The organism is Azospirillum oleiclasticum (assembly GCF_013423485.1).
GTDB lineage: Bacteria > Pseudomonadota > Alphaproteobacteria > Azospirillales > Azospirillaceae > Azospirillum > Azospirillum oleiclasticum.
Window position 1 is genome coordinate 1 of sequence record NZ_JABFFR010000030.1, and the last position, 25,432, is coordinate 25,432.

The window sequence follows — 25,432 nt, forward strand, 5'->3', positions numbered from 1 at the left end:
CCTGGTGCTGGCCAACAACGGCACCAGCACCGGCCTCTACCTGGTGGTCGATGCCAACGGCGACGGCCAGGTGGCGACCACCGACATCCGGCTGCTCGGTGTCTTCAACAACACCACCTCCGTCGGCTTCGGCGACGTCACGCTGGGCTGAGCGCCGGCCCGGCACCGGTGCCATGACGGAAAAGGGGCGCTCCGCAGGGAGCGCCCCTTTTTCCGTTCAGGACCGGACCGGCGGTCGCCTAGCCGGACCGGCTCTCCGGACGCGCTTCCAGGGTCGTCACGTAGGTGCGACCCGAGCCTTGGATGTGGGCGGTCATCAACGCCTCGTAGGCGGCGAAGTCCCCGCGGTCGAAGAGGTCGAGCAGCCGCCGGTGCTCCTGGTAGGAGCGCGGCGTCATCACATCGACCGGGGAGGATAGGTTGGTGCGCAGGGCCGCCACCCGGCTCGCCACCAGCCGGTAGGCCTCCTCCACATAGGCGTTGCCGGAGCGCGCGACGATGCTGTCGTGGAAAGCGGTGTCGGCGCGGCCATAGGCGACCGTGTCGCCGGCCGCGACCGCCGCCTCCATGGCCGCGACCGCCCGCTCCAGCGCCTCCACCACCCCGGCGCGGTCATGCGCGAAGGCGAGCTCCGCGGCGCGCGGCTCCAGGATCATGCGGAAGCGGCAGAGCGCCTCGACATCGCCGACGCTGGGCGAGAAGACGAAGCTGCCGACCTGCGGCCGGATCACCACCAGCCCCTGGATCTGCAGCAGGTTGAGCGCCTCGCGCACCGGGGTGCGGCTGACCCCGAAGCTCTGCGCCAGCGTCTCCTCCGGGATCATCGAGCCGAGCGCGAACTCGCCGTCGATGATGGCGTCGCGCAGCCGCTCGAAAACGAGCCTGGCGCGGGACTTCTGCGGTTCGAGCTTCAGGGACTTCATGAGAAACCGCACATACAGCCACACCACCCCGCGCACAAGCCCGCCGGTTCCCGGCGCGGCGTCATACCGGCGGCACGAGACCGTGACCCGTGCCGCTGGAGGGCCGCGACCGCGGCCCCGCGCCCACATGGGCGCCCATGTGGACGTGGGGGGCAAGGGGCCGGATGGCCCCGCCCGCCGTCTGAGGGAGCCTTGGACGTGTCAACGTCCAAGGCCGTTGGCATCACTTGCCGCGGATCGCCTTCAGCTCGCCGAACACCAGATCCAGCGCCTCCTTGCCGATGGTGGCCGAGTGCCGGTCGTAGATCACCGCCAGCTTGCCGCGGATGCGGTCCAACTCGGCCGGGGCGATCTCGTTCACCGTCATGCCGTTGGCCTTGAGGTTGGCGAGGCTGACCTTCGACTTCTCGCGGTTGACCTTGCGCTGCTCCGCGCGCCCCACCGCGGCGCACTCCTTCAGCACCGTCTGTTCGCCGGCCGACAGCGTGTCCCACACCCGCTTGGAGAACAGCACCAGCGTCGGCGAATAGGCGTGCTTGGACAGCGTCAGGTATTTCTGCACCTCGTAGAACTTCATGTTCTCGATGTTGTTGTAGGGGTTCTCCTGCCCATCGACGGTCTTGGTCTCCAGGGCCGAGTAGATCTCCGAGAAGGCCATCGGCACGGCGTTGCTGCCGAGCTCCTTGAAGGTGTCGATGAAGATGGTGTTCTGCATGACGCGCATCTTCACCCCCTGGAAATCCTCCAGCTTCGTGATGGGGTGGCGCGAGTTGGTGGTGTGGCGGAAGCCGTTCTCCCACCAGGCGAGGTTGACCGCGCCGACCGCCGGCAGCTTGGCGGCGAACCAGTCGCCCGCCTTGCCGTCCAGGACCTTGTCCGCCTCCTCCTCGTTGTCGAACAGGAAGGGCAGGTCGAAGACGCCGAGCGACGGGATGATCGCGGTGAGCGGGGCGGTCGAGGTCAGCACCATCTCCAGCGTGCCCGACCGCACCGACTGGGTGGCGGTCAGGTCGTTGCCCAGAGCACCATCCCAATAGGGCTGGATCCTCATCTTCCCGCCGGTGCGTTCCAGGGTGCAGGCGCCCATGGCGGCCAGCCCGTTGCCCATGGGGTGTTCCTTGCTGACCCCGTTCGACACCCGGAAGACGCGATCCTGGAACTGGGCTTGCGATTGGGCCGGGGCAGTGGAGACGCCGGCCAGCAGGGCGACGGCGGCGAGCAGCAGCGATTTGACGGTCATGGCATTCCCTCCGCAGGATTTTGTTCTGAAACTCAATGGGTGAGCCACCACAGCGGGCCGGTGACGAGGCCGGGAAAGAGGACGAGCAGGAAGAGCACCGCCAGCTCGGCCCACAGGAACGGCCACAGCCCCTTCATCAGGTCCGGCATGGTGATCTTCGAGACACCGCACATCACGTTGAGCACGATGCCCACCGGCGGCGTGATCAGGCCGATGGCGTTGTTCATGATGAACAGCACGCCGAAATAGACCGGGTCGATGCCCGCCTCCTTGACGATGGGCATCAGGATCGGCGTCAGGATCATCAGGGTCGGGGCGAAGTCGAGTGCCGTGCCCACCACCACCACGATGACCATGATGACCAGCATCAGCACCGTCTTGTCCCACATGAACGGCTCCAGCATGGCCTTCACCTGTCCGGGCAGTTCCGACAGCGTGATGAGCCAGGCGGAGATCAGGGCCGCCGCGATCAGGAACACGACCACCGCGGTGCTGCGCGCCGCCGCGGTGAAGAGCCGCGGGAGTGCGGCGGGCTTCAGTTCCCGGTAGACGAACAGCCCGACGACCAGCGCGTAGACCGCGGCGACGACGCCGGCCTCGGTCGGGGTGAAGACGCCGAACTTCAGACCGCCGATGATCCCGAACGGCATCAGCAGCGCCCAGAAGGCCTCCAGCACGGCCTTGCCGCGCGCGTCCCAGCCCTGCCGCGGACGGATGGCGACCGCGTCGCGCCGCGCCACCCACAGCCAGGTCAGCACCAGCGCGACGCCCATCATCAGCCCCGGCACGATGCCGGCGAGGAACAGCTTGCCGATCGAGACGTTGGCGACGACGCCGAAGACGATCAGGCCGATCGACGGCGGGATGACCGGGGCGATGACGCCGCCCGCCGCGATCAGCCCGGCGGCGCGCGGCACGTCGTAGCCGGCCTGCCGCATCATCGGGATCAGCAGGGCGCCGATGGCGGCGGCGTCGGCGGCCGCACTGCCCGAGATCGCGGCCATCACCACCGACGCGAAGATCGCGACCAGCCCCAGCCCGCCGCGGATGTGCCCCACGAAGGTCAGCGCGAACAGCACGATGCGCCGCGAGATCCCGCCGGCGTTCATCAGCTCCCCGGCCAGCATGAAGAAGGGGATGGCGAGCAGGGGGAAGCTGTCGGCCCCCTCGACCAGCTTCTGCGACAGGATCGTCGTGTCGGTCTGCCCGCCCGCCACCATCAGCACGACGGCGCAGACCAGCAGCGCGAAGGCGATCGGCATCCCGATCGCCATGGACCCGAGCAGGGCCGCGGTGAAGAGCGCGACGGTCACGGACGGTCCTCCCGCAGCACGGGCGCCTCGTCCTCGCGCACCTCGATCAGCTCGTCGTCGCGGATGGTGCCGGTGGCGATTCGGGCCAGCCGCAACACGGCGTGCACCCCGATGCCGGCCGCGGTCAGGTAGACGACGCCGAACACCCAGGCCATCGGGATGCCGGTGACCGGGGCCATGGTCGTCGCGTTGATCTCGTGCTGGCGCAGCGTGCCCAGGAACAGCAGCACGCAGCACAGCAGGATCAGCGCGTTGCTGACCGCGGCGCAGACCATCCGCCCGCGCCGGCCGAGCCGGGCGACGAGGCTGTCCATGCCGAGATGCGAGCCGTCGCCCATCGCCACCACCGCCCCGATGAAGGTCAGCCAGACGAAGAAGAAGCGCGACAGCTCCTCCGACACCGTGATCCCCGAATTGAAGACGTAGCGGAGGACCACGTTGCCGAAGACCATCGCCACCATCGCCGCCAGCAGCAGGGCCAGCACCGCGTCGGCGAGCCGGACGAGGAGGCGCGTCATCCGACCACCTTTCCGGGGTTGAGCAGCCCGGCCGGGTCGAGCGCGGATTTCAGCACCCGCATCAGCGCGATCTCCACCTCGCTGCGGGCGTAGGGCAGCCACGGCTTCTTCAGGGTGCCGATGCCGTGCTCGGCCGAGATGGAGCCGCCCATCTCCCGGATCGTCCCGTAGACCACCGTATCCATGGCGTGCTTGGGCTGCTCGGCCAGCGGCAGGCCGGGGACCCACGCCACCAGATGCAGGTTGCCGTCGCCGATGTGGCCGTAATAGACGCTCTCGCAGCCCGGTATGGCGGCGGCGAGACCGGCCTTGCAGCGCGCCGTGAACGCGCCCAGCTTCCCGGTCGCCAGCCCCACGTCGTAGGAGATGTGGGGGCCCAGCACCCCGACGAAATCGGCGCAGGCGTCGCGCAGGCCCCAGAAGGCCTGGGTCTGGGCCAGCGACTGCGCGACCGCCGCGTCGGCCAGGATGCCGCGCTCCAGCACCCCCTCCAGCCAGCCCTCGAAGCGCGGCTGGTCCGCCGCCTCGTCGGTGCCCTGCGCCTCGACCAGCACATAGGCGCCGTGCCCGCCGCCGATCGGCGCGCGCACGCCGCAGCGCTCCGTCACCAGCTCCCAGTAATCGGGCCACATCACCTCGAAAGCCGAGAGGAGCGGGCCCAGACCCCGCCGCGCCTCGGCCAGGAAGGCCAGCACGGCGTCGTAGTCGGGCAGCGCGCAGAGCGCCGACATGGTGCTGAGCGGCTTGGGGTAGAGCCGCAGGACGACGCGGGTGATGATGCCCAGCGTCCCCTCCGAGCCGATGAACAGGTGCTTGAGGTCGTAGCCGGCGTTGTTCTTGAGCAGCTTGTTCAGGCTGTTCAGGACGGTGCCGTCGGGCAGCACCACCTCCAGCCCGAGCACGAGGTCGCGCGCCATGCCGTAGCGGATGACGCGGTTGCCGCCGGCGTTGGTGGACAGGTTGCCGCCGATGGCGCAGGACCCGCGCGAGCCGAGGTCGAGCGGGAAATACAGCCCAGCCTCCTCCGCCGCCCGCTGGATGGTCTCCAGCGGCGTCCCCGCCTTCACGGTCATGGTGGACGAGGCGGCGTCGATCTCCTCGATGCCGACCATCCGCTCCATCGAGATGGCCACCCACCCCGCGCGCGGCGTCGCCCCGCCGCACAGGCCGGTCAGCCCGCCCTGCGGCACGAAGGGAAGGCCGGCGTCCCGGCAGGCCCTGACCGCGGCCGACACGCCGGCCGCGTCCACCGGCCGGACCACGGCGAGGGGGGTGGCGGGCTCCAGCCCGCTCCAGTCGCAGCGGTTGCGCATTGGCACCGCGTCCCCGACCAGAACCGCGGCCGTTCCAAGCTCCGCCGCGAGAGCGCCGAACACCCCGTGCGCCTGTTCCACCCTCAGCCTCATTGCTCTTGTATGTAAGGTACATTTTGGTATCACCCGCCCGGAAACAGGTCAAGGGGCGTATTGCCGGCTACCCCGATCATCGGGCGACCGGATGGGCATAGGCCCTTGGGACGCGGCATGAGGCGCCAGGACACTTGACGATTCCGTCAATCCCGCGGATGGTGCTCCCGGCACCATGCCGGTGGAACGGCCGGAGGAACGGATGGCACCGAAATTCGTGATGGCGGGCGAGGAGCTGCGGCGCCTGCGCGAGCGGCGGCGGCTCGACCAGCAGGGGCTGGCGGAGCTGTTGAACGACCAGCTCGGCCGCTCCTACGACCGCAGCCGGATCTCGCGCTGGGAGAAGGGGACCGAGCGTATCCCGCAGGTGGTCGCCGCGGCCCTCCAGGCGCTGGAAGCGCCGGCGGAGCCGACGGGCACCGGCTCGGCGGTGGTGCTGGCGGTGGCCAACCAGAAGGGTGGGGTGGGCAAGACCACCTCCTGCGTCAACCTCGCCTTCCTGCTGGCGCGCAAGGGGCTGCGCGTGCTGCTGGTCGACTGCGACGGGCAGGCCAACGCCACCATCCATTTCGGTTTGGACCCGCTGGCGGAGGAGCACGCCGGCCACACGCTCGACCATGTGCTGTTCGCCCAGAAGCCGCCGGGCGACGCGGTGGTGCGGGTGTGCAACGATCTGTTGGGGCTGGTGCCCGCCAGCATCAACCTCGCCGCCGCCGACACCGAGCTGATCCGCGAGCCCAACGGCTCGCTGGTCCTGCGCGAGAACATCGACGACATCCGCGCCGACTGGGACTTCATCATCCTGGACTGCGCGCCGAACCTGGGGCTGCTGACCATCAGCGCGCTCAACGCCGCCGACCTCGTGCTGATCCCGTCGCAGACGGAAATGCTGTCGATTGCCGGCATCCCGAAAATCATGGAGACGATTTCCAAGGTGCGCCGCCGCATCAACCCGCGCGTCGCCGTGGTCGGCATCCTGCCGACCCTGCACAAGGCGCGCCGCGCGCAGAACCGCGACATGATGGACCAGCTCCGCGCCATGGCCGATCGCTTCGGGGTGCCGCTCTTCGACAGCGTCCCCGACGCCGCCGATTACGGCAACGGCGTCACCGCCGGCCGCCCGGCGCTGGAGATGAACCCGGCGGTGCCCGGCGCCGACATCTACGCCACCGTCGCCGACCGCCTGATCGCCCACCGCCGCGAGCGCGCCGAGGAGGGCCGCCATGCCGCCGCGTGACAGCCGGCGCCTCGCCAACGCAGCCTTGCTCGCCACCGCCACCGACCGCACCGCCCGGCTGTTCGGGGTGGAGGGCGGCTACACCCTGCGCGAGTTGGACGTCGCCCGGATCGAAACCAACCCCGAGCAGCCCCGCCGCCATTTCGAGGAGAGCGACCTCGCCGAGCTCGCCGCCTCCATCCAGCGGCACGGGCTGCTGCAGCCGGTCTGCGTGCAGGAGACCGCCACCGACCATTTCCGGCTGGTGGCGGGCGAGCGGCGGCTGCGCGCCTTCATCCGGCTGGAGCGCACGACCATCCCGGCCATGGTGGTGCGCACCACCGACCCGGAGGCGCTGTCGCTGATCGAGAACGTGCAGCGGGTCGACCTCGACGCCTTCGAGGTGGCGGGCGCCCTGGATCTGCTGCTCGCCAAGCACGGCGCCACCCACGCGGAGTTGGGCAGCCTGCTCGGCAAGAGCCAGCCCTACGTCACCCGCACGCTGGGCATCCTGCGGTTGCCCAGGACGATCCGCGAGGAATACGCCCAGCACCGGCAGGTGCCGGCCTCGGCGCTGATGATCATCGCGGAGACGGAGGGTGAGCGACGCCAGATGGCGCTGTGGCGCCTCGCCAAATCCGGCGGCAGCGTCCGCGCGCTGCAAGAGGCGCGCAAGACGGAGCCGCGCGACGCCCCGCCATCTCCCGACTTCGCCCGCGTCCACAAGGGGCTGAGCCGCAACATCGCGGCTCTGCAAGCCCTGCACAACGCCGGCGCGCTGGGTGATACGGAACGCACAGCGTTGCGCGCCCTCCGCGACGCGCTGGACGGGATGCTCGACGGGCCGGCGGACTGACCCTCCACTGGGGAAGGGCCGGCCGCCGGCAGCGCGCCGATTAGACGTTTAATAGGCCGGCTCCCGTCGCCGGGCGGACACGGCCTCCGCCGCTCAGTTCTTGGCGTCCTCGGCGCTGCGCTCGATGGCGCGGCCGGCGTCCTGGATGGCCTCGCCGGCGCGCTCGCCGACCCGGCCGGCCGCCTCCCCGGCGTTTTCACCGGCCCGGTCGATGGCCTGGCCGATCTCCTCGCCGGTCTCCTCGGCCGACTGGTCGCAGGCGGCGACCAGGGGCAGGGCCGCGAACAGCAGGGCGGCGGCGAGGGTCCGGGTACGGGTGGTGCGCATCATGGGGTCATCCCTGTGGTTTCCGATGCTGGAGAAACGCGAAAGGGGTGGTGCAGGTTCCACTCAACCCAACCGGCGCGCCACCACCGCCCCGCGGACCGGCGCCGTGATGTCGTAATGGGCCGCCTGCACCACCGCGGTGACGTGGCGCGGGCGCAACGCCACGGCGTTGGTCCCGCCCCGGTGACGCAGGCTGTCGTAGAGGATGCCGTCGCCGCCCGCCGCCCGCACCGCCTCACCGAACGCCTGCGAGGCCGTGTAGGAGGCGGGGTCGTACAGCTCCGGCCGGGTGTCCCGCAGGCCCCGCAGGTCGGTGTACGCACCCAGCAGGCGGGCGCTGTACGCGCGGTACTGCAGGCGCATCTCCGTCCTGCGCCGGAACAGCGCCTCGCGGCGCAGGTGGTGGGCCACCTCGGCGATGGCGGTCTTCAGCGTCAGCCCGGCGTACCAGCCGCCGAGCTGGCCGGAGGTGAAGCGCGTGCCGTCCGGGGCCGCGTGCAGGAAGCTCGCCATCACCACGCTGGCGCAGGGGCTGCCGAACACCCACTGGTCGCGCGGCAGCCGCGCCAGCCGCTCGGCCACCAGCCGGTCGTTGGTCCAGCCCTCCAGCTCCATCACGGCGGCCAAATCCTCGGCCGACGCCACCGTGTCGAAGGCGGCCACCGGCGGGAAGCGGGTGGGGATCAGCCGGTGCGTCGGCCCGTCGATGGCCGCGGTGGGAAGGCCCGTCACCGACGCCGCTCAGACGATCACGATGTCGTCGTCGCCGTACGCGTCGGCCGCGTCCACCGCCGAACCGGGCGCGGCGAAGACGCCGCCGCGCAGCGCGTCCAGATAGCGGCGCACCAGCATGATGCCGTCCGGCGTTCCGTTGGTCAGCAGCGCCAGCGGCGGCTGCCCGCCGAAGGTCGGGGCGTCGTGCGGATCGCGCAGCCACGCCACCCCTTCAGGATCATCGGCGAACAGGATGCGCAACGCCTTGTGCACCCCCAGCACGCCGGAGATGCGCAGCAGCGTGTCCACCGGCAGCGTCAGATCCTGCCCCGCCCGCGCCTTGGCGACCCAGCCGAAGTAGGTCGACCGCCCCGGCAGCCCCAGCAGCAGCAACCGCTCCCCCTCGCCCAGGCCCCAGGCGTCGGCGATGGCGAGGAAGCTGCGCAGCCCCGGCCCGCTCAGCCGCCGCCGGTTGTCAGCCGCGAAGCGGCCGGCGTCGAGGATGGCGGGGCCGGCGGCGGGATGGCCGGCAGTGCCGCCAGCGGGGTCGATTTTGTACGCGTGCCGGGCCATGCTCCGCCCCATCCTGCTTCCATCAGGCTGTCCAGATATGGACAACATGATGCAGCTCTGGACCACGGTCAAGGCCGCAGCGTGCCGGTTTCATCCGTTGGGGCATGGGCGGAGCGAACGGTGGTATCTGATTGTTGGTGGTTCCCCATCTCCGTCCCGGAGCATCCGATGACCCTGCATCCCGCGCTGGCCTTGTCCGGCGCCCTCGTCGCCCTGTCCGCCTGCGCCGCCGACCGCATCGCCCCGCCGCCGCGCCCCGCGCCGGAGGCGGCGACCCTGGCCGCGGTGCAGCGTCTGGCCCCGCACCCCTGCGAGCGCGCGATCGCCGGCGTGCTGACCGGGGTCGGCATTCCCGGCGACAGCATCAGCGCGATCACCGTGGAGGAGCGGCGGGAGATGGACGGCGACCAGTTGCTCGGTTACGAGGCGTGGGTGTGGCGCACCGGGCAGCCGGGGTCGGTGGTGGTCAGCCTGGACGCGATCTGCGTGCCCTATCAGGTCTACGCCCGCGAGGGCGCGCGGCTGCCGTCGCGCTGACCGTCGGCGCCATGGCCGCCGGCGGGCGGGTCCGCCTCCGCCACGCCGACCCGGTGGCGGTAGATCAGCTCGCCGCCGGCCCAGGCGGTGAGGCCCAGCAGCGCCGCGGTGGCCGCCGACAGGGCGAGCCCGCGCGGCAGGATGTCGGCTTCCGGATCGCGGCGGCGGGTGGCGAGGTTGGCGGCGGCCAGCCCCAGCACAACCGTGTTGCCGAGCGCGTGCAGCGGCCCGACGCTGTGCTTGCGCGCGCGCGGGATCGACAGGTAATCGACCGTCCCGGCCGTGGCCGCCGCGGCGCCCGAGGCCAGCCCCGCCTTCAGCAGCGCCGACGAGGCGCGCGCCCAGAAGGGATCGCGCGTGCGCCAATAGGCGAGGTCGCTGCCCAGCGTCGCCACCAGGAAGGCGATGGGGAAGGGCACCAGGGTCGGGTGGATCGGGTGCTTGCCGATGGCGGCGACGCTGGGCGCCGCGGCCCGCTCGTCCGCGGGGGTGTTGCGGCCAGCCCGGCGGACGGCGGTCAGCGTCTCGACGACGGTCATCTCGGTCGGTCCTGCTCTGCGTGCCTGTTGGCGGGATGATTCCCATGCGAACAGGGGGTGCGGCGGCGAGGTTCCGTTTTCCCGCGGTCAGCCGGTGCCGGGCTGGGAGGACTCGTCGTCATCCTCCGCCCGCTCGCGCAGCTCCTTCACCGTCAGCCCGGCGGGGGTGGAGCCCTGGAGCGAGCCGTCGCCCGGCGTGCGGTTCATGTCCAGCCGCTCGTCGCCGGGCTTCGTCCCCGCCGGCTCGTCGGCGGCCGGTGTGTCGGGAGTGGTCTTGCGGGTGGTGTCCTCGGCCATGGAGTGTCTCCTCAAGGGAAGCCTGTCCGAGGACAACACCGGCGGGACCGGGTGGTTGCGCGGGCGTGTCGCACCCGGCCCCCGCCCTCACGCCCCCATCTGCGTCACATACTTGGTGTTGAGGTACGCCTCGACACCCTCGCTGCCGCCCTCCGAGCCGTAGCCCGAATCCTTCACGCCGCCGAACGGCGTTTCCGGCAGGGCGAGACCGTTGTGGTTGATGGTCAGCATGCCGCTCTCGATGGCCGACGCCAGCGCCGTCGCCGTCCTGGTGGAGCGGGTGAAGGCGTAGGAGGCCAGCCCGAAGGGCAGCCGGTTCGCCTCCGCCACCACCTCGTCGAAATCGCCGAAGCGGGCGAACAGGGCGACCGGGCCGAACGGCTCCTCGTTCATGGCGCGGGCGGTGACGGGCACGTCGGCCAGCACCGTGGGCTCGAAGAAATAGCCCTTGTTGCCGATGCGCTTGCCGCCGGTGCGCACGGTGGCGCCGTGCTGCACGGCGTCGGCGACCAGCGTCTCCATGGCCTGCACGCGGCGCTCGTTGGCGAGCGGCCCCATGGTGGTGCCGGCCTCCAGCCCGTTGCCGACCTTGATCGCCTGCGCCGCCGCGGTGAACTTGTCGAGGAAGGCGTCGTACACCCGGTCCTGCACCAGGAAGCGGGTGGGGGCGACGCAGACTTGGCCGGCGTTGCGGTACTTGGCGCCGGCCAGCACCTTGGTGGCGGCGTCCAGATCGGCGTCGTCGAACACGATGGCCGGGGCGTGGCCGCCCAGCTCCATGGTCGCGCGCTTCATGTGCAGCCCGGCCAGCGCCGCCAGCTGCTTGCCCACCGGGGTGGAGCCGGTGAAGGAGATCTTGCGGATCACCGGGTGCGGGATCAGGTACTCGCTGATCTCCGCCGGGACGCCGTAGACCAGCCCGATCACGCCCGCCGGCACGCCGGCGTCGGCGAAGGCGCGGATCAGCTCCGCCGGGGCGGCCGGCGTCTCCTCCGGCGCCTTGACGATCACCGAGCAGCCGACGGCCAGACCGGCCGACAGCTTGCGCACCACCTGGTTGATCGGGAAGTTCCACGGCGTGAAGGCCGCCACCGGCCCCACCGGCTCGCGCACCGAAAGCTGGTAGATGCCGGGGCCGCGCGCCGGGATGACACGGCCATAGGTGCGGCGCGCCTCCTCGGCGAACCACTCGATGACGTCGGCGGCCACCAGCGTCTCGCCCTTGGCTTCCGCCAGCGGCTTGCCCTGCTCCATGGTCATCACGCGCGCGATGGCGTCGACCCGCTCGCGCATCAGGTCGGCCGCGCGGCGCATGATCTTGGAGCGCTCATAGGCCGAGGTGGCGCGCCACAGCGCGAAGCCCTTCTCCGCCGCCGCCAGCGCGCGGTCGAGATCCACGCGCGACGCGTGCGCCACCGTGCCGATCACCTCCTCCGTCGCCGGATCGAGAACGGGGATCGTCCGCCCGTCCGCGCTGCCGGTCCATTCGCCGTCGATGAAGAGGCGGACGTCGCTGTACATGCCGGTTGTCCTTTCTGTCCCGAACCCTGTGGTCCTTTGGGCATGGTTGTGGGGCATCGGGGAAGCGGGCGCAAGGGGGTGCGGGCGAGGGGCCGGATTGACTTCACGGCATCGGTGAAACCATGTAGGGACTCTGCACGCGACGCGCTCATTCGGCGCCATGGGTTGACGCATGTCCAGTCCGCAGCCGGCCGAAGCGGTGGTCGGCCTCTACAACGAGCTGGTCCGGCTGCAGCCGTCCGATCGGGCGGCGGTCGGTCGGATCGTGTGGCAATTGCGGAAGCTGCAGCTGGCGAAGCCGTCGGATGTCGACACGGCCATCGCCCTCGCCCAGTCGCTCGCCCTGAACGGGGAGCCGGCGGAAGCCTGCGCCCTGGCAGAGGGGTTGTGGGGGCGGCGGCACCTGCTAAGTGTGGAATCGGCGTATTCCTATGCCAACCTGCTGATGGGCGTGGGTAAATTCGACAAGTCCGTTGATGTTGCCCGCTCCGTTCAGACACACTTCGCCGAGGAATTTGACAAGGATTGGCGCCTGCTTGCGTCACATGGCGCCTTTGCCGCAGGCGATATGGCGAGCGCTCTCCGTTTTGGAACTGCCAGCGCGGATGATCCGGACGCCAATGCTCATACCGTTCGGTTGTTCGGCGATCTTGAAGCCCTTGGCGTTCTTCGTCACATCGCCTGGCATCAAAGCGTTGTCAACGCGGCGCTTGCTGACCGGATCACCCGGTTTGACTTGATTTTCACCGCACCCGATGGCCCGCCCGAAATCGGCCTCAACTATCATACTCCCGCCACCCGTGCCGAACGGAGGGCTCTGACGGTGATGATCGATGATGCCATCGAGCGGGAGACGGAAGTGCGCGGCCTTCCAGCCGGGCTGTTCGTCCCGACGCTGGTGGTCAACGTTCTGGACCACGACGCCCAGCCACCTTACCTGCACTGAGCACCGGCCGTGACTCCGCTGGAACTGGCCGAAAAGCTGCTCGCCGACGCCCAATCGGAAACCGAGTATCGCGCCGCGGCGTCCCGCGCCTACATGGCGACGTTCCAGCATCTCCTCGCCCACCGGAGCTTAGTGGCCTTTCCGGCGACCGCCACCGGCGCCGATCACCGGCTGCTGATCGAGCATCTGAAGACATCGACGGTCGCCACGCGGCGGAGAATCGGCATCCGCCTGCTTCCCCGTCCGCGCTCGCTGCGCAACCACGCCGGCTACGACCTGAAGAAGCACCCCTTCACCCGCGGCCTTGCCGAGGAAGCGCTGGACACCGCGTCCGAGATCATCCACGACCTCCTCCCCTGAGAGCCTGTCCTGAAAGATTATTTCCTGGTGAGGCGGCGTAGCATCAGGCGGATCATGGCGAGGCGGATGAAGGTGACGGAGGTGCGGAGGTACTGTTCGTAGTGGCGCACGAGCCGACGGCAACGGGTGGGCCATGACAGGGTTCGCTCGACCAGCCATCGCTTCGGGAGCACGACGAAGCCCTTGGCTTGGTCAGAGCGCTTAACGATCTCCAGGCGCGAGTTTCCCGCTTCACCGATCTTGGCGGCGGCGGCCTCCCCCTGATGGCCGCCATCAGCGAAGATCATTTGGAGAAACGGAAAGAGCGTGCGGGTGCGCTTGTCCAGCAGCAGGGTGGCTCCGTCGCGGTCCTGGATGTCGGCGCGATGGACGACGACGTTCAGCAGCAGTCCGAGTGTGTCGACGAGGATGTGGTACTTGATGCCCTTGATCTTCTTGCCCGCATGAAAGCCGACGGCATCGAACGGCACCCCCCTTTTTCGGCGGTGCGGGCGCTTTGACTGTCCATAACCGCCGCTGTTGGGCTGGCCTCCCGGCCTTCCTGCTCGCGCACCCGGACGTAGAGTTCGTGATGGATGCGCTCCGGGGTGCCCTCCCACGCCCACAGGTGCAGGCAACTGTCGCAGGTGGCGGCGGAACGTCCTTCGGCAGGTGGCGCCATTGGCACCCGGTTTCCAGGACGTAGAGCACGCCGTCCGGGACCGCCCGGAGATCGACGCTGCGCCGCCGCCCACCGCGACGGCCCGGCGGGATCAGCGGCTCGATCACCGCCCATTCCTCATTGCTCAGATCACCCGGGTAGCGCAGCCCGGCACGACGATCGCGGGTGCGGGTCTCCGGCTTCCACATCTCTGGCCCTCATTTGAATGCGACAGCGACACCTGCTCGGAGGGAGTTGGCGACGGTGCAGCGCTCCCGAGCCCGAGCCAACAATTCGTCAGCGGCTCCTCCGTCCGCAAGTTCGCACTGGACGCAGACTGTTGCAGTAATTGCTAGAAGCGGGTCGCCGTCAAAGTCGATAGTTACAGTGACCTGCAACCGCGATACAGCGGTGCCCAGTTCGTGTGCTGTATAGTGAACATCGTTGCAGAAGCAACCGCCAAGCGACAACGCAAGCAATTCGCCCCCGTTGAACCCGAGTCCGGTTCCTGAGGCTTTTCCTTCGGGCCTATCCGCAATGACCGTGTGATTGCCAGCACGACCAATCGAAGCTCCCATTCCTTCGATGCTTCGGTATTCAATTGTCATGGACGTCATAGCCACCCCCGCACCGCCCATATAGCAAAGACGATGTCCGTTTCTCATCCACGTAGACATTAGCACGATCACTTCTGATTGAGACGCTGCCAGGAGCGGTGCCACATATGTACTACATGCATCCCCCTGCTGAGCGCCAGTAGTTGGCGTAGGTCAACGCAACCATGACCGGCGTGAATGTCTGGCTTCCACATCACTGGCACCTTTCAGGGAGGTTCCTTGATCCATAACCGACTCTTCCGATTCAACAACTTCGTGAATGGGCTCTGATCGCTCCGCAATGCACCACCAAGCCCGTCGCGGCGGTCTTCCCCATGCTGGCAAGCCGGGCCGGCCGCGCGTGGTGGGTGCGATGGTGGTGGACGCGTGGTAGCGTGCCGGTCAGGCGGGTATACTGCGGAGCGGCATTGCGATGGCGTTGGATCCGGTGCTTTGGGATGTTCTCGACAAGGGGAATGCCCAACCGACCCTGGTGGACATCGGGGCGTCCGGCGGGTGCCCCGAACCCTGGAGGCTGTTGGCGCCGCGCAGCACCTACGTCGCGTTCGATCCCGACCGCCGGGAGTTCGGTGAGGGCACCGGCGACGGGTTCAAAAGGTCCTTCGTGATCCCCTACGCCGTCGTCGGTGCCGAAGGCCGCGACCGCGTGACGTTGAACCTGACCCACAATCCCTTCTGTTCGAGCACGCTCGAACCGGACATGGCGGTGCTGTCCGATTATTCCTTCTGGCCGTTCTTCCGCGTCGAACGAACCGTCGAGTGCCCCGCCATCACTTTGGACGCTGTGTGGGCGAAGTACGGTCTCGATGCCATGGATTGGCTCAAGGTCGACAGCCAGGGAACCGATCTGGCGATCCTGCAAGGTCTGGGCACGCGCATCGACGACGTGATCGCCTGCGAACTGGAGCCTGGATTCCTGCCCTTCTACAAGGGCGAGTCGGTGTTCCGGGACATCGACGCCTTCATGGCCGAACAGGGATTCTGGCTGGCCCACCTCGACATCCAGACGGCGGTGCGGTTCCGGCCGGAGACGCAGAAGCAGGTGTTCGGGGACAGCCACTGCCTGAACGATCCGGTGTTCGGCAGCAGCCCGGTCGCGCCGGAGGCCCTGTATTTCCGCCCGCTCCGCTATTTCAGGGAGCGGGGCGACAAGACGCGGCTCTATGTCAAGGCGTGGAGTTTCGCGGTGGTCCGGGGAAAGCTCGGCTTTGCCATGGACCTCGCCAGGGACTTCTTCGATGCGGGCGACGACCGTGAACTGGCGCGGTACATGATGGACATCTGCAAGACGATCGTCGTCCAGAAGAAGGCGGCGGCAACCTGACGCCGGGCCGCCTCCCCTGACCGCCCCTCAATACACCACCGCCCCCGTCACCGGGTTCTTGCCCATGATGATCATGCCGAGGATGTCGTCCTTGGACAGGTCCTTGGTGCGGACCACGCCGACCATCTTGCCGTTCTTCATCACGGCGCAGCGGTCGGCGAGGTCGTAGACGTCGTGGATGTCGTGGCTGATCAGGAAGATGCCGATCCCTTCCGCCTTCAGCTGGCGGATGAGGTCGGCGACCATGCGGGTCTCGGCGGGGCCGAGTGCCGCGGTCGGTTCGTCCATGATCAGGATGCGGGCGTTGAAGTGGATGGCGCGGGCGATGGCGACCGACTGGCGCTGGCCGCCGGACAGCGAGCGGACGGGGGTCGTCAGGTTGCGGAAATTGGGGTTGAGGCGCTGCATGACGCCGCGCGTCTCCGCCGCCATGCGCTCCTCGTCCAGCGTGCCCCAGGGCGTCATCAGCTCGCGGCCGAGGAACAGGTTGCCGGCGGCGTCGATGTTGTCGGCCAGAGCCAGCGTCTGGTAGATCGTCTCGATCCCGTATTTCTTGGCGTCGCGGGTGGAGCGGATGTCGGCCGGCTCGCCGTTCACCCGGATCTCGCCGGAACTGGCCTGGTAGGCGCCGGACAGGATCTTGATCAGGGTCGATTTGCCGGCCCCGTTGTGGCCGAGCAGCCCGACCACCTCCCCCGGCATCAGGTCCAGCGACACGCCGTCCACGGCGCGCACGCCACCGAACTGGATGGAGATGTCGCGCATCTCCACGAGCGGTGCGGTCATCACAGCTTCCCCCGGCGGTAGGACTGGTCGAGCCAGACGGCGAACACCAGCACGGCCCCGATCACCACATTCTGCATCGGGCTGGGCAGGCCCAGCAGCACCATGCCCGATTGCAGGCTCTGCATGGTCAACGCACCCAGGACGGCCCCGAAAATCGTGCCCACCCCGCCGGCCAGCGAGGTGCCGCCGATCACCGCGGCGGCGATGACGCGCAGCTCGTCCAGCTCCCCGGTGGCGTTCAGCCCGGCCTTCAGCCGCGCCGTGGCGATGGCGGCGCCCACGGCGACCAGCAGCCCCATCACCACGAAGATCCACACGGTGATGCGCTTCACGTTGATGCCGGACAGCTCCGCCGCCTCCGGGTTGCCGCCGATGGCGAAGACGTAGCGGCCGAAGCGGGTGCGCGTCGCCACCACCGTCATCACCAGCGTCACCGCGATGACGATCAGCACCGGCACCGGGATGCCCATGGGGATGCCCGTGCGCGGCTGGAGATAGGCGTTCATCACCATCACGAAGGCGATCACCGGCACCACCTGCACCAGCAGCACAGCGGCCTCCGCCCACAGCGGCCGGGTCAGGCAGCCGAACTGCCGGCGGCGGCGGCGGGCGTGGACGGCGCGCGCCACCAGCGCCAGCACCGCGGCGATTCCCAGCACCCAGGACCAGAAGGCGCCGATGGAGCCGTCGAGACCGCCGCCGATCACCTCGAAGCTCGGGTTCAGCGGCGCCACCGTCTGGCCGCTGGTCATCCACCAGGCGAGCCCGCGGTAGATCAGCAGCCCCGCCAGCGTGACGATGAAGGCCGGCACCCCGCGGTAGGCGATCCACCAGCCCTGCAAGCCCCCGACCGCACCCGCCAGCAGCGCGCCGCCGACCAGGGCGGCGATCCAGGAGATGTCGCCCATTCCCGGCAGCCAGCGCGCCTGGATCACCGCCATGACCATGCCGGTCAGGCCGAGCAGCGCGCCGACCGACAGGTCGATGTAGCGGGCGACGATCACCAGCACCATGCCGGTCGCCATGGTGGCGACCGAGCTGGTCTGCACCGCCAGGTTCCACAGATTGCGCGGCGTCAGGAACACGCCGCCGGTGACGAGGTCGAACACCACCCAGATGACCCCCAGCGCGCCGACCATGGCGAGCATGCGGGTGTCGAGGTCGAGAGCGTCGAGGACGCCGCGGGCCGTGGGCCGCGTGGTCGCCGTCGCGGGGCTGGTCGCGGTCATGGGGATGGCCTTCTGTCGGGAGGACGTGGTCGCGGAGGGCCCCCACCCCGACCCTCCTCCATCTTCGACGGGGGAGGTCGCCCGCGTCCGCGGGCGGGTGGGGGCCCTCGGCGACGCGCTTACTTGCAGGCCGCCGGCGCCTTGGCGGCGTCCACGCCCTGGCAGACCACCTCCTTCTTCACCCATCCCGCCTGGATGATGACGTCCAGGTTGTCGCGGGTGATGGCGACGGGGGTCAGCAGGATGCTGTCCAGCGGCACCTTGTTCGGGCCGCCGGCGAATTTCCCCGCACCCTTCACCTTGTCCAGCGCCGTTCCCTTGGCGAGCTGCACGGCGATGTCGGCGGCGTTGCGGCCCAGCTCGCGGCTGTCCTTCCACACGCTGACGGTCTGCTGGCCGCGGGCGATGCGGTTGAGCGCCGCGTGGTCGGCGTCCTGGCCGGACACGGGGATGCCGGCCATGCCCTGGGCGGTCAGCGCGGCGACGGCGCCGCCGGCGGTGCCGTCGTTGGAGGCGACGACCGCGTCCACCTTGTTGTTCGCCGCGGTCAGGATCTGCTCCATGTTGCGCTGGGCGTTGGCGGGCAGCCAGCCGTCGGTGTACTGCTCACCCACCTTCTTGATGTCGCCGGCCTTGATGGCGGGTTCCAGCACCTCCATCTGGCCGGAGAACAGGAAGTCGGCGTTGGGGTCCTGCGGCGAGCCCTTGATGAAGACGTAGTTGCCCTTGGGCTGGACCTTCTGGATCTCGCGCGCCTGGATGCGGCCGACCTCCTTGTTGTCGAAGGTGATGTAGAAGACGCCGGGCACCTCGATCAGCCGGTCGTAACCGACCACCGGGATGCCGGCCGCCTTGGCCTGCTCCACCGCCGGCCGGATGGCCCCGGCGTCCTGCGCCAGCACGATCAGCGCGGTGGCGTTGCGGGCGATCAGCGACTCGATGTCGGAGAGCTGCTTGGCGGCCGAGCTCTGCGCGTCGGCGCTGACATACTGGCAGCCCTGCTCCTGCAGGCGGGCCTTGATGGCCGCCTCGTCGGTCTTCCAGCGCTCCTCCTGGAAGTTGGACCAGCTCACCCCGACCACGCAGGCCTGCGCCCGCGCGGGCGTGGGCGCCGCCAGGGCGGCGGCGAGAGTGATGGCGGTGACTGCGCTCGCAACGATCTTCATGGTTCGGCCTCCCGTGCCGTGTTCGCCCTTGTACCCGGCGGTTCTTCCATCGAGGGAAGCATCCCGCCGGACGCCTGTCGAAATCAAGTGCCCAAACCCTCTCCCGCCATCGCGAAGCTGTCCTTCAACGCGCCGTAGAGCCCGCGGTACAGCCGGCGCCGGTGGGCCATGGCGGCGGCGAGTTCCGGATCCGGTTCGATCACGCGGGAGACCGGCAGCGGGGTGCAGACGGCCTCGGGCTCCTCACCCGTCACCGCCAGCCGCGCCAGCCGCGCGGCGCCGAAGGCCGGCCCGACCTCCGCCGCGGCGGGGTAGGCGAGGGGGGCGTCCAGCGCCGCGGCCAGGATGCGGCCCCACAGCGCGCTGCGCGCACCGCCGCCGATGACGCGCAAGGTGCCGAACCGCGTCCCGGCCTCCTCCAGCGCCTCCTTGCCGTCGGCCAGCGCGAAGGCCACCCCCTCCAGCACGGCGCGGCCGAGTGCGGCGCGGGTGGTGGCGTGGGTCATGCCGAACCACACCCCCTTGGCCTGCGGGTCGTTGTGCGGCGTGCGCTCGCCGGACAAATAGGGCAGGAAGACCAGCCCGCCGATGTCCGGGTCCTCCCGCTCCACCTCCTCCAGCAGGGCGGCCTCGCCGCCGGCCCCGGTGACCGCGGCGGCGAAGGTCAGGCTGGCGGCGGCGCTGAGGATCACCGACATGCGGTGCCAGCGGCCGGGCAGGGCGTGGCAGAAGGCGTGCACGCCCTGCGCCGGGTTGGGGTGGAAGCCGTCGTCGCTGACGAACAGCACGCCCGACGTGCCGAGCGACAGGAAGGCGGTGCCGGGCGCCACCACGCCCGCACCCACCGCCCCCGCCGCGTTGTCCCCACCGCCGCCGGCCACCACAGGCCGCCCGGCGATGCCCCAGGCGGCGGCCACCTCCGGCAGCAGCGTGCCGCCGGGGTCGGAGCCCTCGACCAGCGCCGGCATGTGGGCCTCGGACAGGCCGGTCGCCTCCAGCATCGCGCCCGACCACGCCCGGCGGCCGACGTCGAGCCACAGGGTGCCGGCCGAATCCGACATCTCCGACACCGCCTCCCCGGTCATGCGCAGGCGCAGCCAGTCCTTGGGCAGCAGCACCCGGCGGGTGGCGGCGAAGATCTCCGGCTCGTGCCGCGCCACCCACAGCAGCTTGGGCGCGGTGAAGCCGGGCATCGCCGGGTTGCCGGTGACGGCGCGCAGATCCGGTGCCAGCATCTCCAGCTCCGCGCACTCCGCCCCGCTGCGCCCGTCGTTCCACAGGATGCAGGGGCGCAAGACCCGGTCCCGCCCGTCCAGCAGGGTGGCGCCGTGCATCTGGCCGGACAGCCCGACGCCCCGCACCCCGGCCATCGCCGCCGGGTGCGCGTCGCGCAGCGCCGTGACCGCGGCGTTGGTGGCGGCCCACCAGTCGGCCGGGTCCTGCTCCGACCACAGCGGGTGCGGGCGGTGGACGGTCAGCGGCGCGGTCGCCTGCCCGACGACGCGCTGCTCGCCGTCCACCAGCACGGCCTTGACGCCCGAGGTGCCGAGATCGATGCCGAGAAACATGGCCGGCCTCCCCCCACGTCACACGAAGCGGTTGACGAGGTTCTCCAGCATCTCCTGCCGGCCCGAGCGCGGGCGCGGGTCGAGGCCCAGCCCGGTGTCGGCCGCCGTCGCCAGATCCATGCCGGTGCCCATCAGCTTGCGGCCGAGCTCACCGTCCCAGCCGGCGTAGCGCTCGGCGACGTGGCGGCGCAAGCTGCCGTCCTCCGCCATCCGGGCGGCGCACAGCAGGGCGCGGGCCAGCGTGTCGATGCCGCCGACATGGGCGTGCAGCAGGTCCGTGGGGTCGATGCTCTGGCGGCGGATCTTGGCGTCGAAGTTGAACCCGCCGGTGGTCAGGCCGCCGGCCTCGATCAGCCGCAGCAGGGTCGGCGCCAGCTCGGTGTGGTCGTTGGGGAACTGGTCGGTGTCCCAACCGTTCTGCGGGTCGCCGCGGTTGGCGTCCACCGAGCCGAAGATGCCGAGAGCCAGCGCCGTCGCCACCTCGTGCTCGAAACTGTGGCCGGCCAGCGTGGCGTGGTTGACCTCGATGTTGACCTTCACCTCGCCGGTCAGGCCGTAGCGCTCCAGGAAGCCGTAGACGGTGGCGACGTCGTGGTCGTACTGGTGCTTGGTCGGCTCCATCGGCTTGGGCTCGATCAGGATGGTGCCGGTGAAGCCGATCCGGTGCTTGTGCTCCACCACCATCGACAGGAAATGGCCGAGCTGGTCGAGCTCCCGCGTCAGGTCGGTGTTGAGCAGCGTGTCGTACCCCTCGCGCCCGCCCCACAGCACGTAATTGACGCCGCCCAGCCGGTGCGTCGCCTCCAGCGCGTCGCGCACCTGCGCGGCGGCGCAGGCGAACACCTCCGGATCGGGGTTGGTGGCGGCCCCCGCCATGTAGCGGGGGTGGGAGAACAGGTTGGCCGTCCCCCACAGCAGCTTCACGCCCGTGCGTTCCTGGCACTCCGCCAGCCGGTCGGTCAGGCGGCGGAAGACGGCTTGCGTGTCCCGCAGGCTGCCCATGTCGGGGCCCACGTCGCGGTCGTGGAAGGTGTAGAAGGGCATGCCGAGCTTACCCACCAGCTCGAACGCCACGTCCATCTTGCGCTCGGCGAAGGCCACCGCGTCGCCCGCCGCCATCCACGGCCGGTCGAAGGTGCCGGCCCCGAACGGGTCGCTGCCCGGCCAGCACAGGCTGTGCCAATAGCAGACGGCGATGCGCAGATGGTCCTCCATCCGCTTGCCCAGCACCATCCGGTCGGGCTCGTAGAAGCGGTAGGCCAGCGGGTTGGCGCTGTCGGGCCCCTCGAAGGGGATGCGGCCGATCCCGGCGAAGAAGTCTTCGGTCATCTCTGCTGTCCCCGGTGTGGGTGGACGTGGTCGTGGACGTGGTCGAGTGGGGCCCCCACCCAACCCTCCCCCACTGCGCGGGGGAGGGCTTCTCCTCCTCCCCCCACTTCGCGGGGGAGGGCTTTTTTCTTCCCCCTCCCCCGTCGAAGATGGGGGAGGGTCGGGGTGGGGGCCCGACGGGTAAACCTGATCGGCTCAAACCTCCGTCCACACCCCGCCGGCCCGGCTGGACCGCACGGCGGCGTGGATGAAGCGGACTCCGCGGACGCCGTCCTTGATGCCGGGCACCCAGGTGGCGAGCGGGTCGGGGTCGCGGCCCTCCAGGCTGGCGGTGATCAGCTCGGCGGCGTCGCGGTAAATTTGGGCGAAGCCTTCCAGATAGCCCTCCGGATGGCCCGACGGGATGCGCGTGGCGTGGCCGGCGATGGCGCCGGAGCCGGGGCCGCCGCGGGTCACCGTGCGCGGCGGCTCGCCCAGCGGCGAGACGCGCAGGTGGTTCGGCTGCTCCTGGAACCACTCGATGCCGCCGCGCTCGCCGTAGACGCGCAGGCGCAGGCCGTTCTCGTTGCCGGGGGCGACCTGGCTGGCCCACAGCAGGCCGCGGGCGCCGTTGTCGAAGCGCAGCATCATCTGCGCGTTGTCGTCCACCGGCCGCCCCTCCACGAAGCTGGTCAGCTCCGCGGCGAGCTGGGTGACGCGGCCGCCGGTGACGAACTCGGCCAGCTGGAAGGCGTGGGTGCCGATGTCGCCGACGCAGCCGCCGACGCCGGTGCGCGCGGGGTCGGTGCGCCACGCCGCCTGCTTCTGCCCCGTCTCCTCCAGCCGGGTGGACAGCCAGTCCTGCGGGTATTCCACCTGCACCACGCGGATGGCGCCCAGCTCCCCGGCCTCCACCATGGCGCGGGCGTGCCGGACCATGGGGTAGCCGGTGTAGTTGTGGGTCAGCACGAAGACGCGCCCCGACCGGCGCACGGCGTCGGCCAGATCCTCGGCGTCCTCCACCGTCGTGGTCAGCGGCTTGTCGCAGATGACGTGCACCCCGGCCTCCAGGAAGGCCTTGGCCGGCGCGTGGTGCATGTGGTTCGGGGTGACGATGGCGACGGCGTCGATGCCGTCGGGCCGCCCCGCCTCGCCGCGCAGCATCGCTTCCCAATCCGGGTAGCAGCGGTCGGGGTCGAGCAGCAGGTCGGCGCCGCTGGCCCGCGCCCGCTCCGCATCCGACGACAGCGCCCCCGCCACGAACGCGTAGCGGTCGTCCAGCCTTGCGGCCATGCGGTGCACGCCGCCGATGAAGGCGCCGCGCCCGCCGCCGACCATGCCCAGCCGCAGCCGGCGCGGAGCCGTGCCGCCGCCCTGTCCTTCGATGGCCATGTTGCCCCTCCCGCTCAGCCGATGCCGAGCATGCGCCGGTTGGCGGCCAGATCGGTGCCGCCGCCGGCGAAATCGTCGAAGGCCCGTTCCGTCACCCGGATGATGTGGCTGCGGATGAAGTCGGCGCCCTCGGCCGCCCCCTGCTCGGGGTGCTTCATGCAGCATTCCCACTCCAGCACCGCCCAGCCGTCGAAGCCGTACTGGGTCAGCTTGGAGAAGATGCCGGAGAAATCGACCTGCCCGTCGCCCAGCGAGCGGAAGCGCCCGGCGCGGTCGATCCAGGGCTGGTAGCCGGAATAGACGCCCTGCCGCGGCGACGGGTTGAATTCCGCGTCCTTGACGTGGAACATCTTGATCCGCTCGTGATAGACGTCGATGTAGCCGAGATAGTCGAGCTGCTGCAGAACGAAGTGGCTGGGGTCGTAGAGGATGTTGCAGCGGCGGTGGTTGCCCACCCGCTCCAGGAACATCTCGAAGGTCGTCCCGTCGAACAAATCCTCGCCGGGGTGGATCTCGTAGCAGAGATCGACGCCGGCCTCGTCGAAGGCGTCGAGGATCGGGCGCCAGCGTTTCGCCAGCTCGTCGAAGGCGGTCTCGATCAGGCCGGCCGGGCGCTGCGGCCAGGGGTAGAGGAAGGGCCAGGCGAGCGCGCCGGAGAAGGTGACGTGCGCGCTGAGCCCCAGATTGGCGGACGCCTTCGCCGCCTTCCTGAGCTGGTCCACCGCCCAGGCCTGGCGCGCCCGCGGGTTGCCGCGCACCTCCGGTGCGGCGAAGCCGTCGAACGCCTTGTCGTAGGCCGGGTGCACGGCGACGAGCTGGCCCTGGAGATGGGTCGACAGCTCGGTGAGCTGCAGGCCGGCCTCGGCCAGCACGCCCTTCACCTCGTCGCAGTAGCCCTTGCTCTCGGCGGCGCGGGCGAGGTCGAACAGGCGCCCGTCCCAGGACGGGATCTGCACCCCCTCGAACCCGAGATCCGCCGCCCAGCGGGCGATCGCCGGCAGGCTGTCGAACGGTGCGGCATCCCCCGCGAACTGCGCGAGGAAGATCGCCGGACCCTTGATGGTCTTCATGGGACTGTCTCCCGGATGGTCATCCCCACGCCCTCTCCCCGGCGGGGAGAGGGCTTTCCGCGGCGCGTCAGAACGGCGAGTCGGGGTAGTAGTACTTGGCGGCGTTCTCGGGCGTCACGAGCGTCGCCTCGATCACGTATTCCTTCTGCACCGGGGTCTTCTCGACCAGATGCTTGGCGGTGATCTCCATGGCGTCGGCGATCATCGCGGGCGGGTAGAGCACGTCGGCCGGCACCAGCCGGTCGCGGTCCATGACGCGCTTGATCATGTCCTTCATGCCGGCACCGCCGAGGATGAACAGCTCCTTGTCGCGGTTGGCCTGCTTCACCGCCTCGATCACGCCGACGGCGATGTCGTCGTCCTGCGCCCACACCGCGTCGATCTTGGGGAAGCGGGCCAGGAAGTCCTGCATCACCTTGAAGCCGTCGTCGCGGTTCCAGTTGGCGTACTGCATGCCCAGCACCTTGATCTGGGTGCCCTCGATGGCCTTCATGAAGGCGTCGACGCGCTGGTTGTCGATGACGGTGGGGATGCCGCGCAGCACCACGATGTCGCCCTTGCCGCCCAGCTTCTCCTTCATGAACTCGGCGGAGACGCGCCCCATCTCCGGGTTGTTGCCGGCGACATAGACGTCCTGGATGGTGGGGTCGGTCAGGCCGCGGTCGACCACGGTGACGAACTTGCCCTGCTTCTTCACCTCGCGCACCGGGTCGGTCATCGGGGCGGACTCGAAGGGCAGGATCACCAGCGCGTCGATGTTGCGCACCGACACCAGATCCTCCAGGTCGTTGGCCTGGCGGCCGACGTCGCGGGCGGTGACGATGATGACGTCCAGGTTGGGGTATTTCTGCTCCAGCCGCTTCTCGGCCTGCTGGGCATGCCAGTTCAGGCCGCCGGCCCAGCCGTGGGTGGCCGCGGGGATGGACACGCCCATCCGGATCTTCTGCTGGGCGTTGCCCGTGGCCGGAGCCAGCATCAGCCCGGCGGCGATGGCCGCAATCAGTCCAAGCCTGCGCTTCATGGTGCTTCCTCCGCTTGTTTGTTGA

At 69.9% G+C, this 25,432-nt stretch carries 26 protein-coding genes and 1 pseudogene; 6 read left to right on the forward strand and 21 right to left on the reverse strand.

The features are described 5' to 3' along the window. Nucleotides 1-239 precede the first annotated feature (239 nt). From HL658_RS26115 to HL658_RS26135, 5 genes are all read right to left on the reverse strand, one after another. On the reverse strand, nt 240-923 hold the full coding sequence (locus HL658_RS26115) for a GntR family transcriptional regulator (protein ID WP_180284695.1): 684 nt from the start codon (nt 921-923) through the stop codon (nt 240-242). Nucleotides 924-1,146: 223 nt separating this feature from the next. Further along, nucleotides 1,147-2,163: a TRAP transporter substrate-binding protein gene (locus HL658_RS26120; protein ID WP_180284696.1), complete on the reverse strand. Its 1,017-nt coding sequence runs from the start codon at nt 2,161-2,163 to the stop codon at nt 1,147-1,149. 32 nt (nt 2,164-2,195) lie between these two features. Then, entirely contained in the window at nt 2,196-3,476 is a 1,281-nt protein-coding gene (locus tag HL658_RS26125; protein WP_180284697.1) for a TRAP transporter large permease subunit, read from the reverse strand. Then, nucleotides 3,473-3,994, reverse strand: a complete 522-nt coding sequence (locus tag HL658_RS26130) for a TRAP transporter small permease (protein WP_180284698.1) — start codon at nt 3,992-3,994, stop codon at nt 3,473-3,475. The genes HL658_RS26125 and HL658_RS26130 overlap by 4 nt, the downstream gene beginning before the upstream one ends. Continuing rightward, nucleotides 3,991-5,388 carry an FAD-binding oxidoreductase gene (locus tag HL658_RS26135; protein WP_211109852.1) on the reverse strand — a complete coding sequence of 466 codons (1,398 nt, stop codon included), beginning with the start codon at nt 5,386-5,388 and terminating at the stop codon, nt 3,991-3,993. Before HL658_RS26135 ends, HL658_RS26130 begins: the two co-directional genes overlap by 4 nt. A gap of 214 nt (nt 5,389-5,602) precedes the next feature. Between HL658_RS26135 and HL658_RS26140 the strand changes: the two genes are divergently transcribed. Beyond that, nucleotides 5,603-6,637 (forward strand): AAA family ATPase, encoded by a 1,035-nt coding sequence (locus HL658_RS26140; RefSeq protein WP_180284700.1) that lies wholly within the window; start codon nt 5,603-5,605, stop codon nt 6,635-6,637. Then, nucleotides 6,624-7,472: a ParB/RepB/Spo0J family partition protein gene (locus HL658_RS26145; protein WP_180284701.1), complete on the forward strand. Its 849-nt coding sequence runs from the start codon at nt 6,624-6,626 to the stop codon at nt 7,470-7,472. The genes HL658_RS26140 and HL658_RS26145 overlap by 14 nt, the downstream gene beginning before the upstream one ends. A 93-nt stretch (nt 7,473-7,565) precedes the next feature. Here HL658_RS26145 and HL658_RS26150 read toward each other — a convergent pair whose 3' ends face one another. The 3 genes from HL658_RS26150 to HL658_RS26160 are packed head-to-tail and all read right to left on the reverse strand — an operon-like array spanning nt 7,566 to nt 9,086. Next, on the reverse strand, nt 7,566-7,802 hold the full coding sequence (locus tag HL658_RS26150; protein ID WP_180284702.1) for a hypothetical protein: 237 nt from the start codon (nt 7,800-7,802) through the stop codon (nt 7,566-7,568). Nucleotides 7,803-7,862: 60 nt separating this feature from the next. After that, nucleotides 7,863-8,531, reverse strand: coding sequence for an RES family NAD+ phosphorylase (locus tag HL658_RS26155; RefSeq protein WP_211109853.1), 669 nt, complete (start codon nt 8,529-8,531; stop codon nt 7,863-7,865). 9 nt (nt 8,532-8,540) lie between these two features. Then, on the reverse strand, nt 8,541-9,086 hold the full coding sequence (locus HL658_RS26160; protein ID WP_180284703.1) for an MbcA/ParS/Xre antitoxin family protein: 546 nt from the start codon (nt 9,084-9,086) through the stop codon (nt 8,541-8,543). A gap of 168 nt (nt 9,087-9,254) precedes the next feature. Between HL658_RS26160 and HL658_RS26165 the strand changes: the two genes are divergently transcribed. Further along, the gene (locus HL658_RS26165; protein ID WP_180284704.1) at nt 9,255-9,623 is read left to right on the forward strand and encodes a hypothetical protein; all 369 of its coding nucleotides are present in this window, start codon (nt 9,255-9,257) and stop codon (nt 9,621-9,623) included. Here the strand turns inward: HL658_RS26165 and HL658_RS26170 are convergent. From HL658_RS26170 to HL658_RS26180, 3 genes are all read right to left on the reverse strand, one after another. Beyond that, entirely contained in the window at nt 9,587-10,162 is a 576-nt protein-coding gene (locus tag HL658_RS26170; protein ID WP_180284705.1) for a DUF2231 domain-containing protein, read from the reverse strand. The genes HL658_RS26165 and HL658_RS26170 overlap by 37 nt on opposite strands. Before the next feature lie 87 nt (nt 10,163-10,249). Further along, nucleotides 10,250-10,459: a hypothetical protein gene (locus HL658_RS26175; RefSeq protein ID WP_180284706.1), complete on the reverse strand. Its 210-nt coding sequence runs from the start codon at nt 10,457-10,459 to the stop codon at nt 10,250-10,252. Nucleotides 10,460-10,546: 87 nt separating this feature from the next. Further along, nucleotides 10,547-11,980, reverse strand: a complete 1,434-nt coding sequence (locus tag HL658_RS26180) for an NAD-dependent succinate-semialdehyde dehydrogenase (protein WP_180284707.1) — start codon at nt 11,978-11,980, stop codon at nt 10,547-10,549. A gap of 172 nt (nt 11,981-12,152) precedes the next feature. Here HL658_RS26180 and HL658_RS26185 point away from each other — a divergent pair, with 172 nt between their 5' ends. Continuing rightward, entirely contained in the window at nt 12,153-12,926 is a 774-nt protein-coding gene (locus HL658_RS26185; protein ID WP_180284708.1) for a hypothetical protein, read from the forward strand. Nucleotides 12,927-12,935: 9 nt separating this feature from the next. Continuing rightward, complete coding sequence (locus HL658_RS26190) at nt 12,936-13,286, forward strand: hypothetical protein (protein ID WP_180284709.1); 351 nt, start codon at nt 12,936-12,938, stop codon at nt 13,284-13,286. A gap of 17 nt (nt 13,287-13,303) precedes the next feature. On the opposite strand, the pseudogene HL658_RS26195 reads toward HL658_RS26190, so the two are convergent. Both HL658_RS26195 and HL658_RS38255 read right to left on the reverse strand, forming a co-directional pair. Beyond that, nucleotides 13,304-14,135 (reverse strand): annotated as a pseudogene (locus HL658_RS26195) (IS5 family transposase). A 9-nt stretch (nt 14,136-14,144) separates the two neighbouring features. Beyond that, nucleotides 14,145-14,603, reverse strand: coding sequence for an OsmC family protein (locus tag HL658_RS38255; protein ID WP_425485377.1), 459 nt, complete (start codon nt 14,601-14,603; stop codon nt 14,145-14,147). A gap of 352 nt (nt 14,604-14,955) precedes the next feature. On the opposite strand from HL658_RS38255, the gene HL658_RS26205 reads away from it, so the two are divergent. Then, nucleotides 14,956-15,867: an FkbM family methyltransferase gene (locus HL658_RS26205; protein ID WP_180284711.1), complete on the forward strand. Its 912-nt coding sequence runs from the start codon at nt 14,956-14,958 to the stop codon at nt 15,865-15,867. Nucleotides 15,868-15,894: 27 nt separating this feature from the next. On the opposite strand, the gene HL658_RS26210 is transcribed toward HL658_RS26205, so the two are convergent. The 8 genes from HL658_RS26210 to HL658_RS26245 all read right to left on the reverse strand — a co-directional run bounded on the left by HL658_RS26210 (nt 15,895) and on the right by HL658_RS26245 (nt 25,407). Continuing rightward, nucleotides 15,895-16,653 carry an ATP-binding cassette domain-containing protein gene (locus tag HL658_RS26210; RefSeq protein WP_180284712.1) on the reverse strand — a complete coding sequence of 253 codons (759 nt, stop codon included), beginning with the start codon at nt 16,651-16,653 and terminating at the stop codon, nt 15,895-15,897. After that, nucleotides 16,653-17,882 carry a sugar ABC transporter permease gene (locus tag HL658_RS26215; RefSeq protein WP_180284713.1) on the reverse strand — a complete coding sequence of 410 codons (1,230 nt, stop codon included), beginning with the start codon at nt 17,880-17,882 and terminating at the stop codon, nt 16,653-16,655. Before HL658_RS26215 ends, HL658_RS26210 begins: the two co-directional genes overlap by 1 nt. Nucleotides 17,883-18,001: 119 nt before the next feature. Beyond that, nucleotides 18,002-19,048 carry a D-xylose ABC transporter substrate-binding protein gene (gene xylF, locus HL658_RS26220; protein WP_180284714.1) on the reverse strand — a complete coding sequence of 349 codons (1,047 nt, stop codon included), beginning with the start codon at nt 19,046-19,048 and terminating at the stop codon, nt 18,002-18,004. A gap of 83 nt (nt 19,049-19,131) precedes the next feature. After that, nucleotides 19,132-20,616, reverse strand: a complete 1,485-nt coding sequence (gene xylB / locus HL658_RS26225; RefSeq protein ID WP_180284715.1) for a xylulokinase — start codon at nt 20,614-20,616, stop codon at nt 19,132-19,134. Nucleotides 20,617-20,634: 18 nt separating this feature from the next. After that, the gene (gene xylA, locus HL658_RS26230; protein WP_180284716.1) at nt 20,635-21,945 is read right to left on the reverse strand and encodes a xylose isomerase; all 1,311 of its coding nucleotides are present in this window, start codon (nt 21,943-21,945) and stop codon (nt 20,635-20,637) included. Nucleotides 21,946-22,140: 195 nt separating this feature from the next. After that, nucleotides 22,141-23,316, reverse strand: a complete 1,176-nt coding sequence (locus HL658_RS26235) for a Gfo/Idh/MocA family protein (RefSeq protein WP_180284717.1) — start codon at nt 23,314-23,316, stop codon at nt 22,141-22,143. Nucleotides 23,317-23,330: 14 nt separating this feature from the next. Beyond that, nucleotides 23,331-24,386, reverse strand: coding sequence for a sugar phosphate isomerase/epimerase family protein (locus tag HL658_RS26240; RefSeq protein ID WP_180284718.1), 1,056 nt, complete (start codon nt 24,384-24,386; stop codon nt 23,331-23,333). Between the two features lie 67 nt (nt 24,387-24,453). Further along, nucleotides 24,454-25,407, reverse strand: coding sequence for an ABC transporter substrate-binding protein (locus HL658_RS26245; protein WP_180284719.1), 954 nt, complete (start codon nt 25,405-25,407; stop codon nt 24,454-24,456). Nucleotides 25,408-25,432: the final 25 nt, after the last annotated feature.